Source organism: Leeuwenhoekiella sp. H156 (genome assembly GCF_052218455.1).
Classification (GTDB): domain Bacteria; phylum Bacteroidota; class Bacteroidia; order Flavobacteriales; family Flavobacteriaceae; genus Leeuwenhoekiella; species Leeuwenhoekiella parthenopeia.
Genome location: NZ_CP197499.1, coordinates 2,998,305 through 3,022,806 on the forward strand (window position 1 = coordinate 2,998,305; position 24,502 = coordinate 3,022,806).

Consider the following 24,502-nt stretch of genomic DNA (forward strand, 5'->3'; position numbering starts at 1 on the left):
AAACCCATTGGTTTTAGACAAATAAAAAGATTCACTTCCGATTTACCGGAATAAAAAAAGCAGCTGCATCAACTGCAACTGCTTTCTTAAAATGTGTAGCGAGAGGGGGGCACGATCCCCCGACCTCCGGGTTATGAATCCGACGCTCTAACCAGCTGAGCTACCTCGCCAAAATGTAAATGTGCTCAGGCCTTCCCTAAGCGGGTGCAAATATAAAAACATTTGTTTAGCTGGCAAGCAGGATATTTATAAAATAACACCTTGCTATTAAATAAAACTACATCTGTAAGAAATTTCTTTTAGTAAGAGGTTTGTGAACTTATTATGATATAAGAATCGCTTTGAGTTCTATAGAAAACACTTCGATTAAGAATGTGATTAGTGTGATATAGTATTTTGTTCATTTTCTTTGCTTGTCCAAAGAAAACGAACCAAAAGAAAGGACACTTTTTCTTAGGCATTTTTGCCTTATCAGGCAAAACCGCAAAAACTCCCCTAAATTTTCTCCAGGGCTTCGAAAATTTTTAACGGGGATCTTTTGCTATGCTGAAGAAAAAGAAGCCTAAAGAATATATTAGATCATATCATTAAAATTTATTTGGTAGTAGTATTAATTGTAGGTTCTTTCGTAAATCATCGAAGAAGCCTTTGGAAAGCATCGATAAAATAAAAAAATACCCCTAATCTTTTTTACTGTACAATTAATATTTATATTGGCAACCCAACCGAATAAATGACCATGGAAGAAAAAGTAAAATTTGAAATCGAGTTCCCTATACAGGCCTCACCGTCTTTATTATATCAATATATGTCCTCACCTTCAGGTATGTCTGAGTGGTTTGCAGATAATGTAAACTCTCGTGGAGAGTACTATACCTTTATTTGGAATGGGAGTGAAGAGAAAGCAAAACTGCTGGGTAAAAAGAGCGACGAGCGCATTAAATTCCGTTGGATGGATGATGTGGAAGATGAAAACCTGTATTTCTTTGAATTACGCATCCAAGTAGATGAGATCACTAAAGATGTTTCCCTGATCGTTACAGACTTTGCCGAACCTGATGAAATTGATGAAGGCAAGATGTTCTGGGAAAACCAGATCTCAGAACTGAAACACATCATCGGTTCTAACTAGAAAGCAGTACATAAAACGTATATTTGTCCCTTCTAAAAAAAGGGACTTTTTTTATGGTAAATTTTGACGGAACACTTACCGATAATCCACAGTTTTCGCCTAATAACAGGGGTATGTTTTACGGGGATGCAGTATTTGAAACCCTGCGCTACTCGGGTGATAAAATCGTATTCTGGGAAGATCATTATTTTAGACTGATGGCCTCAATGCGTATTCTACGCATGCAAATCCCCATGCAGTACACCCCCGAATATTTTCAGGAAGAACTAATCCGCTTAATTGAAGCCTGCGGATTAACCGGAAAACCCGCCAGAATTAGACTTACGGTTATACGAAATGAGGGAGGCACTTACCTTCCTACAGACAATGGCGTTTTTTATTATGCCCTGGCCGGTGAACTGGACCAGGCTTTTTACGTTTTAAGCGATAAGCCTTATGAAGTAGAGCTGTATAAAGATCATTATCTGAATGCAGATCTGCTTTCGACTTTAAAAACGGCCAATAAGTTAATCAACGTCACCGGAAGTATTTTTGCTGAGGAAAACGGTTTTCAAAATTGCCTGCTCTTAAACACCAATAAATCTGTTGCCGAAGCCCTCAATGGAAATCTCTTTTTGGTAAAAGGGACTACTATAAAAACACCACCGCTTACAGACGGTTGCCTGCGCGGCATCATTCGTAAACAGTTGATTGAGATTTTGGGCAAGCTGGATACTTATACGCTTGAGGAAGCTTCAATCTCGCCTTTTGAGCTTCAGAAGGCAGATGAATTGTTTATTACCAATTCCATACAGGGTATTGTGCCTGTGACCAAATACCGCAAAAAAACCTACGATACAAAAGTTGCTAAAGATTTGCTGGGTAAGCTCAACGCTAAGGTGCGTCTGGCAAATTAGTTAATTGTAACTGGGGTTTTCGGGTGCGTTTGACCAGATCAGGTATTCACCGCCCAGCTCAATCATTTTCTCTTTCCAGAAATCCGGGAAGCATTTGTTGATGATTTCCTTATGATAGTTGTTTTCGGCAACGATCCAGGCATTTTCATTGAGTTCGTGCTCCAGCTGATCGCTGTCCCAGCCGGAATAGCCCAGGAAAAACCGAATCTGATCTTCAGAGAGTTTTTTGGAAGAGATAAGCTCTATAACGGTGTCAAAATTTCCTCCCCAGTAAATGCCGCTGCTGATCTCAATACTATCGGGAATAAGCTCCGGGACCTTGTGTATAAAATACAAATTGTCCTGTTCTACGGGCCCCCCGTTGTAGATCTGCATTTCTACCTCTATTTCAGGTATAAGTTCATCTAAGGTAAAATTAAGAGGTTTGTTGAGTATAAAACCTACCGAGCCGTCCTCGTTATGATTGGCCAGCAAAATGACCGAACGGTTAAATGAAATATCCCCGATGATCGCCGGTTCAGCTATAAGTAGGTTGCCTTTTTGTGGTTTGTTTGTAGTCATGGGGAAAACAATTTCTTCTAAACTAAGCTATTTTTTGATATTAACAAAAAAATAACATACATAAAAAAAGCCCTCACGAGAGGGCTTTTCTAAATTGTATAGGCAGAACGATTAGTTTACTGCATCAGATAATTCTGAACCTGCTTTAAACTTAACTACGTTTTTAGCTGCTATTTGAATGGTTTTTCCGGTTTGTGGGTTTCTTCCTTCACGAGCTGCACGTTTAGATACAGACCAAGAACCAAAACCTACTAATGAAACACGGTCACCACCTTTAAGTGATTTCTCAACATTTCCTAAGAAAGATTCTAAGGCTTTTTTAGCTGCTGCTTTAGTAATACCAGCATCTTCTGCCATTGCGTCGATTAAATCTGATTTGTTCATAATGTAAAAAATTAAAAAATTAATTGTCGGTTAAACTTTTGTTTATTGTTTAAACAAATTTAGACGGATAATTCATCCACGCAAGCAATAGCGCAGGAAATCGGGTATTATGTTGATAACTTTAACTTTTTGTTGATAACGATTGCGTATTTTAACAAAATTTCAACCAGCCTAGTATTGATGCGGTCTTAGATAACTTTTGCCTTTTCAGAAAAACTAAATCCATTTAATAAATCTTTTACCGGCATTCTTCGCTTGCCCGGAAGCTGAATTTCTTCCAGCATCAAACGGGCATTTTCTAAAGGTATATACAGTTTGTCGCCATTAGCAATAAGTTTACCGATTTGTTTTTGATCGTTCTCACGGGCTTCCTCCAAAGAAGCTTTGTAGATTTTAAGCTGCTGCCCGGTATCGTCTCCGTTTGTAAAAAGCGTCCAGGCTACGGGATATGGGCTTAAACCCCTAATCAGGTTGTAAATCGTTTCAGCCGGTTTATCCCAGTCGATGCGAGTATTGTCCCGGTTTAATTTGTAAGCGGTGTTCAGTTCTTTGTGATCTGCCTGTTTTTGGGTTCTGGCGGTACCTGCTTCAATCTGCTTTACGGTCTCTACAATAAGTTTGCTTCCTAAATGCATCAGACGATCGTGCAGACTGCCTGCATCTTCATCCGGTTCAATTTTTGTTTTCTCCTGAAGCAGGATGGCGCCGGTATCAATCTTTTCGTCGATAAAAAATGTGGTGACGCCGGTTTCGGTCTCTCCATTTATAATCGCCCAGTTTATGGGTGCAGCACCCCGGTAATCGGGCAGGAGGGATGCGTGCAGGTTAAACGTGCCGTATTCGGGCATTTTCCACACCGCTTCGGGCAGCATTCTAAAGGCCACCACGATTTGCAGGTTGGCATTAAGCGACTTTAATTCTTCTAAAAAAGAAGGGTCTTTTAAATTTGTAGGTTGCAATACCTTTAAGTTATGGCTTACGGCAAATTGTTTTACCGCGCTTTCCTGAAGCTTTTGACCACGTCCTGCAGGACGATCGGGAGCGGTAATTACACCTGCAATGGTATATTGCTCTTCTAATAGTTTCTGGAGACCGGCCACGGCAAATTCGGGCGTGCCCATAAATACAATTCGTAAATCTTTCATAGTATAGTATATCGGTTGGTTGGGGTGAGTTTTATTTTATGGGTATTCAATAAGTCTTTTAAAGCCTTTAAGATGTCTTTTTCCTCGTAGTCTTTCAATACATCAGCCAGTTCGCGGGAGGTGTACTGCTGTTTGCTCAGGAGCAAAAGCAGGTGTTCTTTTAACCGGGGGGCTGCGGGTTGCGCAGATTGCTTTTTTCGGGAGCGGCATACATCACAGATTCCGCAGGCTTCTTTCTGATGTTCTTCAAAATAGGCCAACAATTGTTTGCTACGGCAAACCTCCTTGTTTTTCACATAGCTTAAAATCGCCTGAACCTGTTTCAGTTTACGGGTATTTTGAGCTTTGATCGCAGGAGCGATGGGATTGATGCTAAAATCATCTTCCCGCTGTACCAGAAAGGTTATTGCGGTATCAAACTGCGTATGATCGTATACAGCCAGTTCATCTTTTTCCAGTTGCAGAAAGGCCTCGTGTACCTGTGGCAGCGCGACCCCTGCTTTTTTTGAGATCAAAACGTGGTCTACCGGCATAGGCTGGTCGTAAATACCCGCATAGGTTCTAAGCACGCTTTTAACGACGCTTTCTAAAGCCGGATTCTGAATGAGGTAATAGGTGAGCTGTACAGGCGAAATATTTAATTGCAGGGTTGCCTTGCGGTAGAATTCCTGCGAAAGTATGATGATGCTGTTGCGGTCTAAAAGCTGCAGGGCATTATAGGTGATGAGTGTATTGAAGGCGTAGGTCTTGCAAAACGAACTGAAATCAAAGCGGAAGGTTTCCTGCTCGCCGCCACCGTATGGAACCTGAAAAAAGCTGTTGAGCTTTTTGTACACTTTTTTTACAAAGGAGACCGAAGGCAACACATTCAGAAATTGATTGGCCAGCCGTGACTCATCTGAAGGATTGACGAAAATTAAGCTTCGGGCAGGTTCTCCGTTGCGTCCCGCACGTCCCGCTTCCTGAAAATAGCTTTCCATACTTTCGGGCAGCTCTACGTGCACTACCGTAGAAACATCGGCTTTATCAATTCCCATCCCAAAAGCACTGGTTGCTACCATAACCTGGACCTTATTAGAAGACCAGGCTTCAAACCGCGTTTGTCGCTCTGCGCTGCTCAAACCACCGTGATAAAAGTGTGCAGAAACACCGCTTTGATGCAAAAATGCCGCATAATCCATTGCGGTTTTACGGCTGCGCACATAGACGATACCGCTTCCGCTAACGTGTTTAAAGAGTTGTACCAGCCTGTTGCGCTTATCTTCTTCCCACAAAACGCGGTAAGCCAGATTCTTCCGCTCAAACGAGTTTTTAAATACAGCGGGTTCATTGAGCTGCAATTGTTCTATGATATCTTCCTGTACCTTTCCTGTTGCCGTTGCAGTAAGTGCAATGCAATTTACATCGGGAAGGCTTTCGCGAAAGCGTGAAATCATACGATAGGCCGGTCTGAAATCGTGCCCCCATTGCGAAATGCAGTGCGCCTCGTCAATAGCGATCAGCGATACATACATCTGCTTGATGCGCTCCAGCACCAGTTCGTTTTGTAAACGTTCGGGAGAGAGGTAAAGCAGTTTATAATTCCCGTAGATGCAATTGTCGAGTAAGGTGTCGAGTTCATGATAGGGTATTCCGCCGGGAATGTAAAGAGCCTTGATGTTGCGTTTTTGCAACTGCATTACCTGATCACGCATCAAAGAAAGCAGGGGCGAGATCACCAGGCTTATACCGGGCTTCAGCAAAGCGGGAATTTGATAACAAACCGATTTTCCGCCACCGGTAGGCAACAGGGCAAAGGTATCGCGTCCCTCGAGCACCGCATCAATCAGCTCTTGCTGACCGGGCCTAAACGAATCGTAACCCCAGTAGGATTTGAGTACATCGAGGGGGCGTAGGTTCATGGGTTGAGTTGTTGTAAAATAAAGTTTACGCGATTTTCTACCGATGTCTTAGGAACCTCGACACAGTCATAGCCCAGACCTGTGTAGGTATTGAGAAGTTCTTCCTGTATTTTTTGGGCTTCCTCAAGGCTTTCATAACGTTCATTATCGGTCTCATAGATTTCTTCCCAAACGGGCAGCGCAAAAACCCGGTCATACACGTAGTTGGTGTTAGCCTTCTTAAAACGCTCCGGGTAATTTTGACCTATAAAATCCATATACGCGCTTACGTCGGGTATGCCGCGGTCGATAAATACAAAATTGGCCTTGATTTTTGCAGCTTCAAAATACTGCGCAATGCGGCTTTCGAGCAATTTATCGCTAAAAAGCAGGGGCTCCGTTAAAAAAAGCTGTTCAATCCCTTCTTGCTGGGCAGCCAGAGTAACCTGGCGGGAAACCTCCTCAAGGCAATGGTATCCCATGCTTTTGAGAGCATTTAAAAGAGTGGTCTTGCCGGTACCCGGCCCGCCGATCAACACGATGCGTTGTGGTATCAAATTTTTAGGATTTAGAATTTTGAGCAAACAGGAAGCACAAATAAAAGCTTTGTACTGTACAAATGCCGGTAAAAATACTCAAATAGCATTCGATTCTAAAATTAGGATGAGAATGGTATCTTTGCAGCCTAAAATCAGGCTATGAGCACCGAACAAAATCCGGAAGAGTTTTACGCAAAATTAAAAGGAAGATTAGAAGAGACCACCGCAAAATGGCCTTTGGATTATTTGTATAAATTCATCGTACCTTCAGATAGTCAGAAAATTGCAGAGATTGAGGCTATTTTTGATAATATGGGCGCAGTAATCAATACCAAAGCTTCCAGCAAAGGTACGTATACCAGTGTGTCTATTCACGTGAAAATGGAAAATCCCGATGCTGTAATCGCCAAGTACAAGGAAGTTTCGGTCGTAGAAGGGGTAATTTCGTTATAAGAAGGCTAAAATTGATGCTCCTTGTGGGCTTTTAGACAATTTTTAGTACTTTGCCAAATGTTTTCCTGCGGAAACATACTTCACTCGATTATCGAGATAGATTGCCCGGTGGCTTACCACGTAACAAAATGCGAAGACTTTTAGAGTTTGTGGGATTACCTCCGAAGAAATTCATTTAAAATTTTACAATTGATAGATCAATTAGAATACAATACTGAGCGCGAACAGCTCATTATCCCTGAATATGGCCGCCATCTGCAAAAAATGGTCAATCAGGCAATAGCCGAAGAAGACGAGAAAAAACGCAACATCATTGCCCGAAGCATCATCGCTGTAATGGGTAATTTGCAACCACACCTGCGGGATGTGCCCGATTTTCAGCACAAGCTTTGGGATCAGCTGTTTATCATCAGTGATTTTAAACTGGATGTGGTTTCTCCTTATGGGAAACCTTCCCGTGAAAAACTCGAAGAGCGTCCTGAGCCTTTAGATTACCCGCAAAACCATCCTAAATACCGTTTTTACGGTAACAACATCAAGCGTATGATTGATGTTGCGGTACAATGGGATAAAGGACAAAAACGCGAAGCACTTGAGTTTACCATCGCCAATCATATGAAAAAGTGCTTCCTCAACTGGAATAAAGATACCGTTGATGACGAAGTAATCTTTAAGCACTTGTTTGAACTCAGTGACGGGCAAATCAATTTGGCTAAAAAAGACGAAGACCTTAAGGAAGCGCAAAAACTGATGCGCAGCAAAAAAACAGGCAAATCCAATTCCGGTAAGTCTAACTACCGAAAAAAATCAGGACGCGGTAAAAAGCGTTACTAATTTCTAGTATTACAATTACATGGGAACATTTCAGATAGAAGGAGGGCATCAGCTTAAAGGATCCATCCAGCCGCAAGGCGCAAAAAATGAAGCTTTACAGATACTTTGTGCCGTATTGCTAACTCCTGACGAAGTCATTATAAACAACATACCCGATATCGTTGACGTAAACAAGCTCATTGATATCCTGAGTAATTTAGGTGTAAAAATCCAAAAACTGGGTAAAGGCAAATACTCATTTAAGAGCGATGCTCTAAACCTGGAATACCTCGAGAGCGAACGCTTTAAAAAAGAAGGAGGCGGTTTGCGCGGTTCAATTATGGTCGTGGGCCCTTTACTTGCCCGTTTTGGCAAGGGTTATATCCCACGTCCCGGGGGTGATAAAATAGGTCGCCGCCGTCTGGATACCCACTTTGAGGGAATGATTAAGCTTGGGGCGAAATTCCGCTACAACAAAGAAGAACGTTTTTACGGGGTGGAAGCTCCCGAAGGCTTGCGTGGTACATTTATGCTGCTCGATGAAGCTTCGGTAACCGGTACGGCAAACATCCTTATGGCTGCGGTTATGGCCAAAGGCGAAACCACCATCTACAACGCCGCTTGCGAACCTTATTTGCAGCAACTGTGTAAGATGCTTAACAAGATGGGCGCCAAGATAAGTGGCATTGGCTCAAATATGCTTAAGATCGAAGGCGTGGAAAGCTTAACGGGTTGCGAGCACACCATTCTGCCCGATATGATCGAAATTGGTTCCTGGATAGGTCTTGCAGCGATGACCCGCAGTGAGATCACCATTAAAAATGTAAGCTGGAACGATCTGGGACTTATTCCCGCAACGTTTAGAAAGCTTGGGATTACCTTGGAGAAAAAAGGCGATGATATTTATATCCCGGCACATAAAGACGGCTACGAGATCGAAACGTTTATAGACGGCTCGTTTATGACCATTAGTGACGCACCCTGGCCCGGTTTTACGCCCGACTTGCTGAGTATCGTGCTCGTGGTGGCAACGCAGGCTAAAGGTGAAGTGCTCATACATCAAAAGATGTTTGAAAGCCGTTTGTTCTTTGTGGATAAACTTATTGATATGGGGGCCAAAATTATTTTGTGTGATCCCCACCGTGCTACTGTAATTGGTCACAACTTCAAGTCAACCTTAAAAGCAACTACAATGACCTCGCCCGATATCCGGGCCGGTATTTCGCTTTTAATCGCTGCATTGAGTGCCAAAGGAACTTCGACTATTCACAACATCGAACAGATTGATCGCGGTTATGAAAACATCGATGAGCGTTTACGAGCCATTGGTGCCAAAATCATACGTACTACCTAATAGCCTGTTGGTTTAAAACATAAACCTCACCGGTTTTAGAAACGGGTGAGGTTTTTTTTATGCTTAAGCGGTACGGGAAAATTGGGTATTCTTTGAAGAATGAGCGTTTTATAACAACATCTTCGCAATAGCTTCCCAGGTATCTGCACGGTCAAAACCCTGAGTATGGGCATTATGAGGCGAAGAGAACTGAATCCCTCTTCCGTCAAAAGCTTCCAGATTGTAGGAGCGGTCATCGATTAAGATGTCGCCTTTCAAAATATGTTTGTGTCCACAAAGGATTCGGTTTTGCCACGGAATAAACGGAAAGTGCGCATCTAGCCAGTCGGCTTTTTCTTCAAGACTGGTTTTAAACTGCATCGCAGCCGAAGCGATATACACCTCATATTTGTCCTGCAGGGCCCGTAAAACTTCCTGACTGTCTTTGATCACCTTAAGATCGATAAAGAAGCCTCTTTCGTTAGCGTGATTGCGCACGTAATGCTGATGCTCTTTTGGAACCATTTGCCAGACTTCAGAGCCCAAGCAATCTTCTTTTTTTAGGTTTGCGTTGTATTTGTTGTTGTACAAATCGATGTGCGCCTGATACGTATCTGCGATCACCTCGTCCATATCTACAAATAGGGTCATAATTTTTTAGAGTTTAGGTAAGCTGCCAAAATACATTTTTGAATTGAAACCGATTTTAAATTCTCCTTAAAAATCGGTTGGAAAGCGCTAAATGCTTCTGAAATTGGCTATTTTTAATAGCCCAGCCAATCCTATGATCCAATTCTATAAGGATATCACGTTTTATGCCTTGCTTTTTGCAGTAGTCAGCATCCCGCTGGCGGGTTTATATGGTGCGGTGATGGTATTTGGCATTTTTGGTACTCCCGTGGGCCTGCTGATGTTTAATTATTTTCACAGGCACGAGTTCTACGGCTATTACAATCGCGGCTTTACCAGACATTACCTCATTTTACGCACGTGGCTGATTAATTTTTTAGTGAGTCCCGTGTTGCTGCTTGTTGTTTTTTTAATCTTTAAACTGATTGGTTTTGGCGCTCTTAAAGGTTAGTTCGATACAGAAAAGCTTCGGTGCCAAATCACTTCTCAATGAGGTGGATTTTGAGTTGCAAACCGGTGAAATTCTGGGAGTTTTTGGGCGAAATGGTTCCGGAAAGAGTACACTTTTAAAAATTCTTTTTGGTACCCAAACTGCTGAAGCCGGAAGGCTCAAAATAAATGAGCGTTACTATCCGGTTCGTAAGAATATTTGGCACAAATCCCGAATTATTGAAAGTCAGCAAATAGGATATCTGCCGCAATTCAGTTTTCTGCCGCAGCGTGTAAAAGTTTGGGATATCATTCCGCAATACTTTAAGGGGCAGGAGCAGGATCTGGTGTTTCAGGCACCGCGTATGCCCAAAATTGCAGGTAGAAAAGTAGGGGAACTCTCCATGGGTGAACGGCGCTATCTGGAAGTACTGCTCATTGGTAATCTGGACCATCCTTTTCTGCTGCTCGACGAACCCTTTTCGATGGTAGAACCCCTATTTAAAGATTTAATTCACGAGTTTTTGATTTCGCTTAAAGTTCAAAAGGGCATTTTGGTAACTGATCATTATTATCAGGATGTCTGGCAATTATCAGATCGAAAAATGGTGTTGAAAAGCGGTAAGCTGACTTCCATTACACAACCGGAAGAATTGATACAGGCCGGATATTTACGATCTATTAATTAAAGGATGAAAGATAATTTTTCAAACCACGCTGCGGACTATGCAAAATACCGCCCTGTTTATCCTGAGGTATTATATAAACATCTTTTTAGTTTATTAAAGAATACTGATGCGGCCTGGGATGTTGCGACGGGCAACGGTCAGGTAGCGGCTGTTTTGGCTCAACATTTTAAACGGGTTTTAGCCACAGATCTTAGCGCACAACAACTGGAGCAGGCCCTTAAAATGCCTAACATTGATTATCGCGTGCAAACTGCCGAGGAAGATTTTGATGCGAATGAGCAATTTGATTTAATAACCGTGGCACAGGCGATTCACTGGTTTGATTTTGAAACGTTTTACAAACAGGTTTACCGGCATTTAAAACCGGAAGGTATTTTGGCGGTAATTGGCTATTCCGTCTTAGAAACCGACGGAAAACTCAATGAGGTCATTCAGCATTTTTATACTGTAATAATTAATGAGTATTGGGATCCCGAGCGTAGGTATCTGGATGAGAACTATCAAAGTATTCCGTTTCCGTTTGAAGAAGTAGAACTCCCGAAGCTCCAAATGCAGGTATGCTGGACTCAGGACCAACTTCTTAATTATCTCAATACCTGGTCTGCCGTAAAACATTATGAAAAGGAGCATCATTCAAATCCAATGGCTTTAATAGCTGAAGCAGTAAAGGAAAACTGGGGACCTGATGAATACAGAATGTTTGAATTTCCGTTAGTACTGCGGGTTGGAAAACTGCCTAAAATAAAAATCCCGACCTGATAGCCGGGATTGTATTGTATGTAAGAAACATATTAGTTCTTCTTATTTTTCTTGCGTTTCTTCTGCTGCCCGGGAGCGAAAGCTTTAGCACTTTGGGCTCCGTAGTATTTCTTTACCTGGCCGGGTGCGGCGTTATTTCCGTTAGAGCGGTTCACTCCGTAGGTGCTGGAGCACGATATACCGGTCAATAAAAATGCACCCATACTCAATATCACGATCAATTTTCTCATAACTTTTTCTTTATTAGTAAAGTTATAAAGCTTCAAAGAACATACCGCGCTCATTAAGTAAAGCTTAGAAGAACTTTAGCAGGTTTTAAGAAACCGCAGCTTTATAGGTTTCAAGGCAACGCTCACGGGCTTCTTTATGGTCTACCATCTTATCGGGATAATCGTCAGTATCGTATTCGGGTACAAAGGCTTTGATGTATTTTTTGTCTTTGTCAAATTTATCTACCTGCGTCATCGGATTAAATATGCGAAAATAGGGTGCTGCATCTACACCGCTACCGGCTGCCCATTGCCAGTTGCCAACGTTGCTGGCCTGCTCATAGTCCAGTAATTTTTCGGCAAAATAGGCTTCGCCCCAGCGCCAGTCAATCAATAAATGTTTGCATAAAAAGCTTGCTACCAGCATACGCACCCGGTTGTGCATATATCCGGTTTTGTTGAGTTGGCGCATGCCGGCGTCTACCAGCAGAAAACCGGTTTCGCCTTTTTTCCACTTTTCAAATTCGTCTTCATTATTGCGCCATTCAATACGGTCGTATTTTTTATGAAAAGCATTGTCTACCGTCTCGGGATAGTGATACAGAATTTGCATAAAAAACTCCCGCCAGATCAGTTCACTCCAAAACACTTCGTTTTTCTCCGCAATGGCTTTCTTCACCATTTTACGTACACTCACGGTGCCAAATCGCAGATGCGGTCCCAGGCGCGAAGTACCTTCCTGAGCCGGAAAGTTTCGGGTGTCTTCATAATTTTGAATCAGGGTAGGGGTAACGTCGTAATCGGGCACCTCAAGGCTTGATTTCTTAAAGCCCATATCGCTTAAGCTGAGATTTGGCAACCGACTGTTTTCGATTAAATTATTCAGGTGCTGACTCGTATAATGTATTTTTAAATGCGCATCTGCATCGAAGTGTTCCTTCCATTTATTTTTATACGGCGTATACACTATATAGGGATCACCATCGTTTTTGACGACTTCATCTTTTTCAAAAATCACCTGATCTTTAAAAGTTTTGAATTCGATTTCATGGTCTTTCAGTAATTTCTCAATGGCTTCATCGCGTTCTTTCGCATAGGGTTCATAATCCCTGTTAGTGAACACGCTATTAACCGTGAACTCTTTCAGTATTTGTTTCCAAATCTCCTCAGGTTTGCCATAGTACATCGCGAGCGAACTGCCGTGTTCATCCTGCAAGGTATTTCGCATTTTTTGGAGTGTTTCAAAAATGAAAGTCACCCGGGCATCATCTTCCGGGAGTTTGTCAAGAATTTCCTTGTCAAAAATGAAAAGAGGTAAAACCGGATGATTACCTTTTAAAGCTTCCAGGAAGCCCACATTGTCATCCAATCTCAGATCTCTTCGGAACCAAAATATGTTTACTGTACTCATGCTTTTTAATATCGGTTGGTTAGGTTGGTCAATCGGGTTTAGGGACCTCGACTTAATTTACATTCAGGGTAGACATACCGCCATCTATACCCAGTACCTGACCGGTAACCCAGCTGCTGTCATCGCTTAATAAAAAGCTGGCTACCCTTGCGATATCATCGGCTGTACCCACGCGTTTTAATGGATGGCGTTCATCCATCTTCTCGCGTTTTTTATCGTTGCCCAAAAGTTTTTCGGCTAATGGTGTATCGGTAAGGGATGGTGCAATCACATTTACACGAAAAGCCGGTGCGTACTCTGCCGCAAGAGCTTTTGCAAAGCCCTCAATAGCACCTTTTGAAGCTGCCACACTGGTATGAAAAGGCATACCTATTTTTACAGCCACCGTGCTGAAAAATACCAGACTGGCCTGTTCTGATTTTTTAAGACGATCTGTGACCGTTTTTAGGGATTTAACCAGACCAAAGAAATTAAGCTGCATATCTTCTGCAAAGGTTTCTTCGCTCAGCATTTTAAAAGGCTTAAGATTTATGGTGCCCGGGCAGTAGACAAAGCCATCCAGAGTTTCAGGTAGTGCTGCTGTGTCCAGGCTTCCGCTGTTAACATCATATTCGATGTGTGTAACATCTGCATCGCCCAGTTCATCGCTGGTTCGTGAAGCCACAAAAAGATTGTGGTCATTTTGCAGGTGTTCAACGATAGCACGGCCAATTCCGTGCGAACCGCCAATAAGTAAAATATTCTTTTTCATAGGATTTAGTTTAAAATGTCGTGCCGGGTTATTCCGTCTTCAGTATTGATTTTCTCAGAATAGGTGCCAAAAAGTTCTGTCAATTTTTTCTTTCGGTATTCAAATATTTCCTGAAGCTTGGGTTTTACCAGAAAAGGATGCGCCCATTGACCCAGAATACCCATAGGTAATTTATAATCTACAATATCTTCCATCTCCACACCACCCGGAATTTCTTTGATAAAATGCTTATGGTGCCAAAGCGCATAAGGCCCAAAGCGCTGCTCGTCTACAAAAAATTCTAAATGCTGTACATGGGTAATCTCTGTCACCCATTTGGTTTTAATACCGGCTATAGGGGTAACGATGTATTGTATGAGTTGTCCCGCATACATAGGCCGGTCAGCACCCGACTGGATCTCAAAACCCATATAGTCTGGCGTGATGGTTTTTAAATTAGCGGGGTTTGATAAAAAATCCCAGGCCTCTTTAAGAGTTATGGGAAGTTTTTGTTTTTCGTGAAGTGTATAAATTTTCATAAAGCTGAAATCTAAATAGAGAAACCCGCTGATTTAAGCAAGTTGTGTAAAGATAATGGGTGTTTTGTTTAACCTAAAGACTTTGAAGTTAAACAAAATCTAAAGTTACGTTTGTTAGCCGGTTTGTTTTTTAAATTCAAGAGACTTTTTAATATTTTGGCAATTAGTTATTTAGGTTAGTATTTCGAATTCAGTAATTAATAAAATGTTAACGAAAACTGAATATTTATTGACTTATCTTGACTGCGAAATCATTTTAAAACAAAACTCTGATTTTCAAATAATTAATTAAAAACACAAATTGAAAATGAAACGAATTCTTTTAGCATGCTTTATCGCCCTCGGCTTCTCGACTCAGGCGCAGATACAAACTCCTGCTGCCAGTGCGCACGCATCACTGGAGCAGACCGTAGGTTTAACTACTGTAAAAGTGGATTACTCAAGACCCAATATGAGAGGTCGTGAGATCTTTGGCAGCATGATTCCTTACGGATCAATCTGGCGTACGGGTGCAAATGCCACCACCAAGTTTATGATCGACAAGCCGGTAATGATTTCCGGAAAGGAATTAAAGCCAGGAACTTACAGCCTGTACACCGTTCCCGGTGAAGATATGTGGGAAGTGGTTTTTTATACAGACGATTCTAACCCATTAATTAACACTTTTGAGGATGACAAAGTAGCCTTACGCACTATGGTTGAGCCTATGGAAATGCCTATGAATATGGAAACCTTTACCATTGTTATCGATGATGTAATGGCAGATAGCGCAGTACTTAATCTGCTTTGGGCAAATACGGTGGTACCTATTAAATTTAATGTGATGACCGATGCTGAGGTGATGAAAAACATCGATCGTGCACTTGCAGGACCAAGCGCCGGTGACTATTACAACGCGGCTGTTTATTACTTAAACTCAGGAAAGGATATCGAGAAAGCCAAGACGTGGATGAATAAGGCAATGGATATGACCGAAAAACCGGGCTTCTGGCAATACCGTCAGCAATCGTTGATCCTCGCTAAGGCAGGAGATAAGAAAGCTGCGATTGAGGCTGCCAAGAAATCACTGGAAGGTGCTAAAACTGCCGGAAACGCAGACTACATTAAAATGAATACCGACTCCTTAAAAGAATGGGGAGCGATGTAATCGCAGTTCCTAAAAAGATAAAACCGCCGTTCACTTCGTGATCCGGCGGTTTTTTTATGCTTCAAAATTAGGAGTTAAGCTTTAAGGTCGTATTCAAGGCCTATCTGCTGGCGTATTGTATCTAGCGTATGTATGAGTGTCCGGCTGAAATCATAGGTCATGATAGGGCTTTCTTTTTTATCTGCCCTAAGCAGGTCGGCAAAATGCATAATCTCAAAGTGGTAACCTTTTGCCTTATAGCCAAAATCGTGATCTACTTTAACACCATCAAGCACGGTGGTGACTTTATCTTTCATATGAAATTGTCCCTGCATAATGATCATCCCATTTTCACAAACAAAGGTTGCGAGCGACGGGGTTTTAATTTTAATGCTCGAAGCTAAATGCGCTTTAGTGCCGGAGGCGTAGGTAAAGGTCATTTCGGTTTCTTCATCAACCCCGGTTTTTCCTATTTTGGCTTTCGCTGAAATAGTCTCGGGTTTACCCAGCATAGCTAAAGCCAGAAAGGCAGGATAAATACCAATGTCCAGCAACGAACCGCCACCCAGGTCTTTATTGTACAATCTGCCTTCGGGATTGAAGGGGGCATCAAAGCAAAAATCTGCAGTAAGTGTTTTTACAGCACCATATTTTCCGGAGGCCAATTCGTCCTGTACAAATTTGAAATGCGGCATAAAGCGCGTCCAGAGCGCTTCCATCAACAGGACCTTATGCTGTTTTGCGGTGGCGATCATTTCTTCAACCTGACCCAGGTTCATTGCAAAAGGCTTTTCGCATAAAACCGCTTTCCCGTGCTTCAGGCAGAGTAAGGTGTCTTCATGATGCCGTACGTGCGGAGTTGCAATGTAAATGGCATCAACATTGGGGTCCTGAGCCAGCTTTTCGTAGCTGTCGTAGCAATGTACAGCCTTGTATTTGGCACCAAATTCATCCGCTTTTTCCTGCGAGCGCGAGGCTACGGCATAAACTTCAGATCCTTCTACAATTTGCATATCTGTAGCAAAACTGTTTGCAATTTTTCCAAGCCCCAGAATTCCCCAGCGTATCGTTTTCATGAATAGGTAAATAAGATTAGTTTGTTAGTTGTTTTTCTTCGGTACCCATAGAGCCTTGCAGAATCAATCCCAGTAAAATAACCAGGCCACAACCTACAAAATTGAGCCATAAATACGGCAGTCTGATCACCTCATAATAGTCAAGACAGAAGAGTAAAATAACCGCGGCCTGCGTAATCAGGGCAGAGATGAACACTGCTTTGGCTTTTATTTTTTTGATGAAAAAAGCACTCATAAATATCCCCAGAATCGTTCCGTAAAAAATGGAACCAATGATGTTTACCAGCTGTATGAGGTTGTCAAAAAGATTTGCGGTACAGGCGATTAAAATAGCGAGAATTCCCCAGCTTAGCGTAAACCATTTGGTTGCTCCCACAAAGTGGGCTTCGTCTTTCTCCTCGTCCAGATTACGCCGGTAAAAGTCTACAGTTGTTGTCGCAGCAAGTGCATTGAGCTCTGATGCGGTAGATGACATCGCTGCCGAAAGAATCACTGCGAGTAAAAGTCCTATGAGACCACGCGGTAAATTATTTAATATGAAGTGAATGAATACGTAGTCCTTATCATTAGTCTCCACGTTTTTATCAGCCTGGCTTATAACTATTCGGGCTTTCTCCCGTATGGCATTTTCCTTTTTATTAATATCCTGTAAAGCTTCTGAAACCGAAACTTCACTGCCATCGGGCTGTATAATGTTGACATCAGGAGCGGAAACCACTTTATGACTCAGTTCAGACTTGTCAGAGCGCAGTTCGTTAAGTTCGTTTTGAAGCAGGTTGTATTCTTTTTCGAAAGGTGTACCCTGTATGGCTTGCGTCGCGGCGGGATTAAAGTTAAGCGGGGTAGGATTGAATTGATAAAATACAAAAACCATGACGCCGACAAGCAGGATAAAGAACTGCATAGGTACTTTGAGGATGCCGTTGAAGATCAGACCCAATTGCATTTCGCGCATAGACTTACCGCTCAGGTAGCGCTGCACCTGACTTTGATCGGTTCCAAAATAGGACAGCATTAAAAAGGTTCCGCCCAGAATACCGCTCCAGACAGTATAGCGGTTATCAAAGTCAAACGAAAAGTCGAGAATATTCATCTTATCACTTGCGCCGGCGATTTCTAATGCATTGGCAAAATTGATGTCTTGCGGCAGGTAGCTGATGATGAGAAAAAAGGCGACAAACATTCCTAAAAAGATGACCGCCATTTGTTGCTTTTGCGTAACGGTAACCGCTTTGGTTCCTCCCGAAATGGTATAGATTACCACCAGCGAACCAATAATGATGTTAAGGGTATTGAGATCCCAGCCCAGAACGGCTGATAGAATTATCGAAGGTGCAAAAATGGTAATCCCCGCTGCCAGGCCACGGGACAGTAAAAACAAGCCTGAAGCCAGAGACCGCGTGCGCTGGTCAAAGCGGTTCTCGAGATATTCATAAGCCGTGTAGACATTCAGCCGGTGGTAAATGGGAATAAAAAACAGGCAGATGATGACCATTGCAATGGGAAGCCCAAAATAGAATTGAACAAAACCCATTCCATCATTAAAAGCCTGCCCCGGTGTACTTAAAAAAGTAATGGCACTGGCCTGTGTTGCCATTACCGACAGACCTACCGTCCACCATTTCGATTCATTACCTCCGCGTATATAATCCTGAACGTTTTTACGCCCCCGGGTTTTATACACCCCGTAGATGACGATAAAAGCGAGTGTAGCAACAAGAACAATCCAGTCTATATCTTGCATATCAGGAGGCGTAAGTATTCATAAGTATTAAAAATACAATGATGTACACGACATTCAGTACGAGTACGAGCGTGTAAAAGTTAGACCAGCCTTCTCGCTTTGGTTCTATCATTGTTTGATTTTTTGATCGTTCTTTCCTATCGAAAGCATATTGGCAAAAAGCCGGTAGGCTCCCGAAACCCCGGCAGGTAATTCCCTGAAAAAGCTGAGGCCGGTATAAATATAATGACCTTCACCGTATTTCGCTATCAGTAAACTGCCTTCGCTCGGTTTTTCGCCCTCATCGCCTATGGAAATCACAGGCTCATAAGAGGAGTCGTACTGGTCCGGAAAGTACAGACCGCGCTCCTGTACCCAGCCATCAAAATCATTTTGGGTTATTTTATTGGGGTAGTTTAAAATTTCGGCGTCGGGATTAAGAACCTTCACTTTTGCCGTCTCATCGGTAACCCGGTCGCTGCTCAACTGAAGCGGGTAGGGTCCCAGATTGGGGAAATTAAAACCCCGGGCGGTGTTGTATTGTACAACCATAGTCCCGCCATTTTTTACATAATCGAGCAGGATGGGTTGTTTATACTGAAGTTCTTCAACAACGTTATACGCCCGTACGCCCATTACCACAGCATCAAATTCCGCAAGATTTTCTGGAGTGATTTGCCCGGGATCTACCGTCACAACCGTATAGCCTATTTGCTGTAAACTTTCAGGAATCACGTCTCCGGCGCCTGCGATATAGCCAATGTAATTTCCTTTTTTAGCGATGTCAAGCCGTACCAGTTTATTGGTGGAGGGCAGTACCAAAGTTTGCAACGGGATGTGATCGTAATCAATGGTAACCGTTTTGGTCGTGATGGTCTTTCCATTGATCTGCAGTTGGGGTTTGAGTTCGCCCTCGCTCGCTTTTGCGGGCGGCGTAACCGTAAAATCAACTCCTTTGGTTTCTCCTTTCTGAGCAATGCTAATTTGCTGAGGTGTGCTTACCTGCCAGCCCTGTGGTACCTGAAGCATAACCTGAGCCTTAAGATTGGAAGTATAGGCCGTGACTTCAGCGGTAATGGTTTTGGGTTGCGCATTCGCGAAAATAATAACGGGATCTTTCACGGCTACTGAAGCTTCCGGAACAATCTCGAAAGGCTCATAAACTTCTCCATCTACACGGTCGTTGTATTTGTACACCAAATCAGTAGTTATGGGGATGAGCTGATCTCCTATTTGCAGATTGAAAACCGCCTTAAATTCCCGGGGTGTTTCGGGCAGACCAATGAGTTTTTGATCGGTAACCTTATACATGCCTACCGAACCTTCGTCTTTCAGCCAATACGCCGTGGTAAGATCGGCAGCGCCGGTATTGATGTTTACCTGTTTTTCAAAGTCGCTATTGAATGCCAGGTTTTCAGCCACTTCAATCTTTTCGCCGCCAGGCAATACCACATTTTGTAAACGTATAGGGAAGTCACTGCGATTGATGGCTTCCAGATTGAGGCTTATGTTTTCATTAGCCACTGCGGTCTGTTGGCCTGTCGCGGCTTCTACATACAGACCTGCACAGGCTTTGATGAGCTGGGTAAGTTGTTTGGTTTTGAGTTCGCGCCAGTGCGTATCTTCCAGGTTTTGGATCAGCGGATAAGCCTCAAGCAGACCCGGCAAACTTGCCGCCGGATTTTTAAAATCGTAATTTGCTTCAACCTCATTTAGAATTTCGCCGATTGCCGCACCATCTTTTACACGATTCCAAGAAGTGTCAATACCTTCAAAAAGGTTTCCGTTTGAAGGCAGGTCTCCTTTAAGCAGTTCAAGGTATTCTATTTGCTCGCCACGCGAACCGGTATTTCCAAACCCCTGGGATTTATGCTGACTGCGGCTGAGGGCCGAAATTTCGGTATTGCTGAGTCCGTAAGCGGGGTAGTAGCTGCCTACATCAACCGAAACCAGATTGTCTTTGTTGGCTTCTTCAAAGGCTTCACGGCTGCCGTAAAACCACCACGAAGTGTTGAAAAATAAGCGTTTAGGTTGCCAGGTTTCGGTATATTTCAACTGATCGGGAAAAACCGAAGCATCACCTACCAAATCAAAAGCCTGAACACCCAGCATCGCCGAGAGCGTATGATGGCCGTGGGTGCTTCCGGGAGAGCGATGGTCAAAACGATTGATGATCACATCGGGTTTAAAATTGCGAATCGCCCAAACCACGTCACGTAAAACTTCATCTTTTTCCCAAAACTCGAGCGTTTCTTTAGGGTTTTTAGAATAGCCAAAATCATTTGCGCGTGTAAAACGCTGTTCGCCGCCATCGGTGCGCCGTGCCGCCAGCAATTCCTGCGTACGGATGACGCCCAGAAGTTCTCTGATTTCAGGACCAATTAAGTTTTGACCTCCATCGCCCCGTGTAAGTGCCAGATAGCCGGTGCGTGCGTGAACGTCGTTGACCAGATACGAAATAAGCGCAGTGTTCTCATCATCGGGATGTGCCGCAAGGTATAAGGCGGTGCCTAAAAAATTGAGCTGCTGCAGCTGCTCGTAGATTTCTGAAGACGATGGCTTTTTGGGTTTTTGAGCGTGTAGCGGTAACGAAACACAACAGAGCAGAACGATTAAAAAGCGCATGATATGAACGGGTTAAAGGATTTTTGAGATGCTCTCAAAGATAGGTAAAACGCTATCTAAGCCTGTTCTATTAAAGCTTCTTTAACAATTCTAAAGTCCCAAACTATCGCGCAGGTTAGTGAATTTTTCAGCGTTCTGTTTCCAATACGGTGTTTTGAGCGATTTGATGCGTGTGGCGGTAGCGGTCATCTCCTGATTTCCACTTGGAAAACGCTCGGTCCAGCCGGTGATGGCGTAGGGGAAAGTCTTCTCAAAATTGATGGTGAGCGTGCGGCTGAGCTCGGGGTATTCTATGCTGTAGCTGCCGTTTGACAAGGTACAAACAGCCTTATACGGTCTGAGCTCCAGATGATGCAGGCGCAGGTATTCTATAGAGGGAATGATTTTTTTTGTTCCCTGAGGTAACTCATTGGGGTCAACCCGCAGAAGCGCCCAGATTTCATCTTCAACCGTACCACGAGGCAGCGTAAACTTTTGATCGGCTTCTCCTTCAAAATAGCTGTGTGATTCTACGTAATATTCCCCGCGATTATTCAGCTGGGTGTACATTTGCCCGCACCATTCCTGAGTGCTGTTGGTCACTTTTATGGCGTGATTTTTTGTTGCCAAAGGTAAAAACGCGCTGCTCATAATGGAGTAGGGGTAGATGCCGGTCACGTAATTTTTGGTGGTATTGAGTTTTAAAACGGGCAGATTTTCCGGGTTTTGCGCATTGGCCTTTACCTGAACCTTCGGCAGAAAATCTTCGGTAACAAAAATTAAAACGGCATTGCCACTGCGTAATTCGCCATAGCGGGGTTGTTGCAGTTGATAGGAGGTGATTTCGGCTTCGCCGGAATACCAATAGTCTTTAAACTCCTGAGAAAGCTGGCGGTCTTCAGCGCGGGCGACCGACTCAAAGTTTTCCTGATTTTTACAGGAAAGTACCAGTACAGATAACAGGAACAGGGATAACGAACTGAAGGAAAACAGCTTTTTTTGCATGGCGTAATTTTTATCTAAATTACTAAAAGTCTTTAGACTACCACCTTATTTAGCAAATCATAAAGCAGGTGTGTGGGCAAGCCCATAACCGTGTTGTACGAACCCTCTAATTTCTGAAGGGCCACATGGCCAATCCACTCCTGAATACCGTAGGCACCGGCTTTGTCAAAAGGTTTGTAGGTGTTGATGTAATGTGAAATTTCTGCTTCTGTAAATGTTCTAAAATGAACCGTGGCCTTATCGTGATCCATAACTTGTTGAGTTGAGGTCGTCACGCAAATGGAAGAAATAACTTCGTGTGAAGTACCGCTCAACAACTGTAGCATCTGCCTGGCTTCTGCAGCATCTTTAGGTTTCCCCAGAGCCTGATGGCCTTTAAAAACAAGGGTATCTCCGGTAATCAGAATTTCGTAAGCCTGCAAATCTGCTTCAAAAGCCGCGGCTTTCTTTTGGGCAATATATTCCGCGATTTCCCCGGGTTGCATACCGGGAGGGAAGGATTCATCAACCGGCTTAAGACGGACTTCAAAATTCACTTCCAGCGCAGCGAGTAATTCCTGCCGGCGTGGCGATTGCGAAGCGAGAATGAGTTTTTTTGATTTTAAAAGGTCTTGGAGCATGTTCAAAATTTTAAAGTCAACGTCAATACACCCAAACTTAAAATGCCCAGAAACATGATCAGCTTTAACACTGAAGAAAGGTGTGTATAATGAGCCTGTTTATCGGCATATCGGGCTTTGATACAAAAATAAACCAGGGGAACAACTACTGCAGCAACCAGGTAGATCGAAGTCCATACGTTTGTTTGCAGCCATACGTAGATATATCCCAGAATGGTGAAAATATACACCACAGCGATATAAGCCGAAAGCTTCGAAGTGCGTTCCAAGCCCAGCGCGATAGGCAGCGATTGTATACCTACGGCATAATCCCCTTTGGCATCCTCGATATCTTTGATGATTTCCCGTAAAAAATTAAGCATCAGCGCAAAAAGCGCATAGTCTCTGAGTACAGAAACAGGTGTCACAAGTTCTTCTCGATACTGGTTGAGCAGCGGAAGCATATCGTAAATGATCAGGATAAAAATAGAAGCTGCTACTGCGATGCTTACGACGAGGTTTCCCACCAAAATGACCCGTTTTAAAAAGTTGGCATACACATAAAGCAATGCCGAAATGAGAACAAAAACGGTAGCAAAATTGGTCAAACCCATCTGATAACTCAGCAAAAAGCCAAGTCCCACACCGCTAACATTAAAAACGAGGTAGAGATTAAAAGCTGCAGATTCTGAAAAGGGTTTTGGGATATAGGTTTTAACGGGTTTGTTGATGCGGTCACTTTCGACATCATTGATGTCGTTGATGATGTAACCGGCGGCTGCAATGCAAAGTGTGGCAACAACTAGAAGCAAAAACTGAAGGTCTGTAAGTGCAACAGGAATATCAAGTGCTTTTAAAAAGCCGTAATGCACCAGCACCTGCGTGAGCAGGATCATCAACAGATTTTTAAAGCGTATTAAATGTAATAATGCCAAAGGAAGGAATTAGTAAAAATCCAAATATAGTAATTTAGGGTAGGTGATCGTGGGTTGGTACTGATAATAGTACAAAAAGAAAAAACCACCTTAATGATTTAAGATGGCTTTCCCCGATTGATTTTTGATTGATGAATTTTTTTATTGTTTGCTTACGTCTCCACCGGAACTTTCAGAAACCGCAACTTTTTCAGGTTCGCCCCAGTAGTTGATATCACCACCGCTTGAAGCCTGACTTTCGAGCTCTTTGGTTACATACACCTTAATAGTACCAGCGCTTGATGCCTGGGCATTGCACACCTGTGCTTTTAGATCCTTGGCATTAATGGTTCCGGCCGAACTGGCTTCAAACTTGAGGCTTTGAGCCTCACCGTTCAGATTCAGGGTTCCCGCGCTGCTTGCCTCGGCATTGATCTCGCGTATTTCAACCGGTATCTTAATGGTACCTGCACTCGAGACGTCCAGATCAATATGACTTCCGGTCAGCGTACTTTCAGAAATAATGGTTGAGGCACTGCTGGCTTTAAGGCTTTCAAGAGCATCAACATACGTAACGAAAACCTTTCGTGAAGTCGCACTGCCTATGTTTGAATTATCTGTAGACTCGATACGCAAGGTGTTTCCTTCATAATGTACATCCAGATATTCGAAGAGGTTCTCATCAAGTTCTGCGCTAACTGAAGGAGAAGTGCCTTTCTGAAGCACAACATCCCAGCCGTTGCTGCTGTGCACTTTAGTAAATGCCTGGGTCATGTTGAGGTCTTTGGTCTTTACATTACCGGTACCTTCAATTTGCCCCATTTCAAGACTGAAATTACAGGAGGTCATAAATACCGCGGTAAGTGCAGTGACGATAATTTTGATTAGTGTTGTCATTTTTGATTGGTTTTTTGGTTGATGAT

The 24,502-nt window shown here is 43.1% G+C and carries 26 protein-coding genes and 1 tRNA gene; 9 read left to right on the plus strand and 18 right to left on the minus strand.

All coding sequences use genetic code 11. The annotated features are described in order from the left end of the window. Positions 1-96: 96 nt before the first annotated feature. A tRNA-Met gene (locus ACSSS3_RS12810) sits at positions 97-170 on the minus strand. 569 nt (positions 171-739) lie between these two features. Here ACSSS3_RS12810 and ACSSS3_RS12815 point away from each other — a divergent pair. Continuing rightward, the gene (locus ACSSS3_RS12815) at positions 740-1,132 is read left to right on the plus strand and encodes an START-like domain-containing protein (RefSeq protein ID WP_228231705.1); all 393 of its coding nucleotides are present in this window, start codon (positions 740-742) and stop codon (positions 1,130-1,132) included. Between the two features lie 53 nt (positions 1,133-1,185). Beyond that, positions 1,186-2,028: an aminotransferase class IV gene (locus tag ACSSS3_RS12820; protein ID WP_442844946.1), complete on the plus strand. Its 843-nt coding sequence runs from the start codon at positions 1,186-1,188 to the stop codon at positions 2,026-2,028. Here ACSSS3_RS12820 and ACSSS3_RS12825 read toward each other — a convergent pair whose 3' ends face one another. From ACSSS3_RS12825 to ACSSS3_RS12845, 5 genes are all read right to left on the minus strand, one after another. Continuing rightward, positions 2,029-2,589, minus strand: a complete 561-nt coding sequence (locus ACSSS3_RS12825) for a YqgE/AlgH family protein (RefSeq protein WP_442844947.1) — start codon at positions 2,587-2,589, stop codon at positions 2,029-2,031. A gap of 111 nt (positions 2,590-2,700) precedes the next feature. Further along, positions 2,701-2,973 carry an HU family DNA-binding protein gene (locus ACSSS3_RS12830; protein WP_099646430.1) on the minus strand — a complete coding sequence of 91 codons (273 nt, stop codon included), beginning with the start codon at positions 2,971-2,973 and terminating at the stop codon, positions 2,701-2,703. Positions 2,974-3,161: 188 nt separating this feature from the next. After that, positions 3,162-4,118, minus strand: coding sequence for a methionyl-tRNA formyltransferase (fmt, locus tag ACSSS3_RS12835; RefSeq protein ID WP_442844948.1), 957 nt, complete (start codon positions 4,116-4,118; stop codon positions 3,162-3,164). Further along, positions 4,115-6,019 (minus strand): RecQ family ATP-dependent DNA helicase, encoded by a 1,905-nt coding sequence (locus ACSSS3_RS12840; protein WP_442844949.1) that lies wholly within the window; start codon positions 6,017-6,019, stop codon positions 4,115-4,117. The genes fmt and ACSSS3_RS12840 overlap by 4 nt, the downstream gene beginning before the upstream one ends. Continuing rightward, entirely contained in the window at positions 6,016-6,555 is a 540-nt protein-coding gene (locus tag ACSSS3_RS12845) for an AAA family ATPase (protein ID WP_442844950.1), read from the minus strand. Before ACSSS3_RS12845 ends, ACSSS3_RS12840 begins: the two co-directional genes overlap by 4 nt. Before the next feature lie 141 nt (positions 6,556-6,696). Here ACSSS3_RS12845 and ACSSS3_RS12850 point away from each other — a divergent pair, with 141 nt between their 5' ends. The 3 genes from ACSSS3_RS12850 (at position 6,697) to murA (ending at position 9,157) form a co-directional block, all read left to right on the plus strand. Next, positions 6,697-6,990, plus strand: a complete 294-nt coding sequence (locus ACSSS3_RS12850) for a DUF493 family protein (protein ID WP_228231678.1) — start codon at positions 6,697-6,699, stop codon at positions 6,988-6,990. Between the two features lie 189 nt (positions 6,991-7,179). Further along, positions 7,180-7,824: a DUF4290 domain-containing protein gene (locus ACSSS3_RS12855; protein WP_228231679.1), complete on the plus strand. Its 645-nt coding sequence runs from the start codon at positions 7,180-7,182 to the stop codon at positions 7,822-7,824. 19 nt (positions 7,825-7,843) lie between these two features. Further along, positions 7,844-9,157 carry a UDP-N-acetylglucosamine 1-carboxyvinyltransferase gene (murA, locus tag ACSSS3_RS12860; RefSeq protein WP_442844951.1) on the plus strand — a complete coding sequence of 438 codons (1,314 nt, stop codon included), beginning with the start codon at positions 7,844-7,846 and terminating at the stop codon, positions 9,155-9,157. Positions 9,158-9,265: 108 nt separating this feature from the next. Here murA and ACSSS3_RS12865 read toward each other — a convergent pair whose 3' ends face one another. Next, positions 9,266-9,787 carry a 5' nucleotidase, NT5C type gene (locus ACSSS3_RS12865; RefSeq protein WP_442844952.1) on the minus strand — a complete coding sequence of 174 codons (522 nt, stop codon included), beginning with the start codon at positions 9,785-9,787 and terminating at the stop codon, positions 9,266-9,268. 133 nt (positions 9,788-9,920) lie between these two features. Here ACSSS3_RS12865 and ACSSS3_RS12870 point away from each other — a divergent pair, with 133 nt between their 5' ends. From ACSSS3_RS12870 to ACSSS3_RS12880, 3 genes are read left to right on the plus strand one after another with little or no spacing between them, the layout of a single operon-like run. After that, on the plus strand, positions 9,921-10,217 hold the full coding sequence (locus tag ACSSS3_RS12870) for a hypothetical protein (RefSeq protein WP_442844953.1): 297 nt from the start codon (positions 9,921-9,923) through the stop codon (positions 10,215-10,217). Then, positions 10,198-10,884, plus strand: a complete 687-nt coding sequence (locus ACSSS3_RS12875; protein WP_442844954.1) for an ATP-binding cassette domain-containing protein — start codon at positions 10,198-10,200, stop codon at positions 10,882-10,884. Before ACSSS3_RS12870 ends, ACSSS3_RS12875 begins: the two co-directional genes overlap by 20 nt. A 3-nt stretch (positions 10,885-10,887) precedes the next feature. Continuing rightward, positions 10,888-11,643 carry a class I SAM-dependent methyltransferase gene (locus ACSSS3_RS12880; protein ID WP_442844955.1) on the plus strand — a complete coding sequence of 252 codons (756 nt, stop codon included), beginning with the start codon at positions 10,888-10,890 and terminating at the stop codon, positions 11,641-11,643. A gap of 32 nt (positions 11,644-11,675) precedes the next feature. On the opposite strand, the gene ACSSS3_RS12885 is transcribed toward ACSSS3_RS12880, so the two are convergent. The 4 genes from ACSSS3_RS12885 to ACSSS3_RS12900 all read right to left on the minus strand — a co-directional run bounded on the left by ACSSS3_RS12885 (position 11,676) and on the right by ACSSS3_RS12900 (position 14,532). Next, positions 11,676-11,873: a hypothetical protein gene (locus ACSSS3_RS12885; protein WP_442844956.1), complete on the minus strand. Its 198-nt coding sequence runs from the start codon at positions 11,871-11,873 to the stop codon at positions 11,676-11,678. An 85-nt stretch (positions 11,874-11,958) separates the two neighbouring features. Further along, positions 11,959-13,263: a cryptochrome/photolyase family protein gene (locus ACSSS3_RS12890; protein WP_442844957.1), complete on the minus strand. Its 1,305-nt coding sequence runs from the start codon at positions 13,261-13,263 to the stop codon at positions 11,959-11,961. Between the two features lie 52 nt (positions 13,264-13,315). Then, positions 13,316-14,014 carry an SDR family NAD(P)-dependent oxidoreductase gene (locus ACSSS3_RS12895; RefSeq protein ID WP_228231687.1) on the minus strand — a complete coding sequence of 233 codons (699 nt, stop codon included), beginning with the start codon at positions 14,012-14,014 and terminating at the stop codon, positions 13,316-13,318. A 5-nt stretch (positions 14,015-14,019) separates the two neighbouring features. Next, positions 14,020-14,532, minus strand: a complete 513-nt coding sequence (locus tag ACSSS3_RS12900; RefSeq protein ID WP_442844958.1) for an SRPBCC family protein — start codon at positions 14,530-14,532, stop codon at positions 14,020-14,022. Between the two features lie 307 nt (positions 14,533-14,839). Between ACSSS3_RS12900 and ACSSS3_RS12905 the strand changes: the two genes are divergently transcribed. After that, positions 14,840-15,679 carry a DUF2911 domain-containing protein gene (locus tag ACSSS3_RS12905; RefSeq protein ID WP_442844959.1) on the plus strand — a complete coding sequence of 280 codons (840 nt, stop codon included), beginning with the start codon at positions 14,840-14,842 and terminating at the stop codon, positions 15,677-15,679. Positions 15,680-15,753: 74 nt separating this feature from the next. On the opposite strand, the gene ACSSS3_RS12910 is transcribed toward ACSSS3_RS12905, so the two are convergent. The 7 genes from ACSSS3_RS12910 to ACSSS3_RS12940 all read right to left on the minus strand — a co-directional run bounded on the left by ACSSS3_RS12910 (position 15,754) and on the right by ACSSS3_RS12940 (position 24,476). After that, positions 15,754-16,734 (minus strand): Gfo/Idh/MocA family protein, encoded by a 981-nt coding sequence (locus tag ACSSS3_RS12910; RefSeq protein WP_442844960.1) that lies wholly within the window; start codon positions 16,732-16,734, stop codon positions 15,754-15,756. 16 nt (positions 16,735-16,750) lie between these two features. Beyond that, entirely contained in the window at positions 16,751-18,478 is a 1,728-nt protein-coding gene (locus tag ACSSS3_RS12915; RefSeq protein WP_442844961.1) for a sodium:solute symporter, read from the minus strand. A gap of 108 nt (positions 18,479-18,586) precedes the next feature. After that, positions 18,587-21,082: a PIG-L family deacetylase gene (locus tag ACSSS3_RS12920; RefSeq protein ID WP_442844962.1), complete on the minus strand. Its 2,496-nt coding sequence runs from the start codon at positions 21,080-21,082 to the stop codon at positions 18,587-18,589. A gap of 90 nt (positions 21,083-21,172) precedes the next feature. Then, positions 21,173-22,066 carry a septum formation inhibitor Maf gene (locus ACSSS3_RS12925; protein WP_442844963.1) on the minus strand — a complete coding sequence of 298 codons (894 nt, stop codon included), beginning with the start codon at positions 22,064-22,066 and terminating at the stop codon, positions 21,173-21,175. Between the two features lie 32 nt (positions 22,067-22,098). Further along, complete coding sequence (locus ACSSS3_RS12930) at positions 22,099-22,686, minus strand: Maf family nucleotide pyrophosphatase (RefSeq protein ID WP_442844964.1); 588 nt, start codon at positions 22,684-22,686, stop codon at positions 22,099-22,101. A gap of 2 nt (positions 22,687-22,688) precedes the next feature. Continuing rightward, entirely contained in the window at positions 22,689-23,600 is a 912-nt protein-coding gene (locus tag ACSSS3_RS12935) for a geranylgeranylglycerol-phosphate geranylgeranyltransferase (protein ID WP_442844965.1), read from the minus strand. Between the two features lie 141 nt (positions 23,601-23,741). Next, entirely contained in the window at positions 23,742-24,476 is a 735-nt protein-coding gene (locus ACSSS3_RS12940; protein WP_228231696.1) for a head GIN domain-containing protein, read from the minus strand. Between the last annotated feature and the right edge of the window lie 26 nt (positions 24,477-24,502).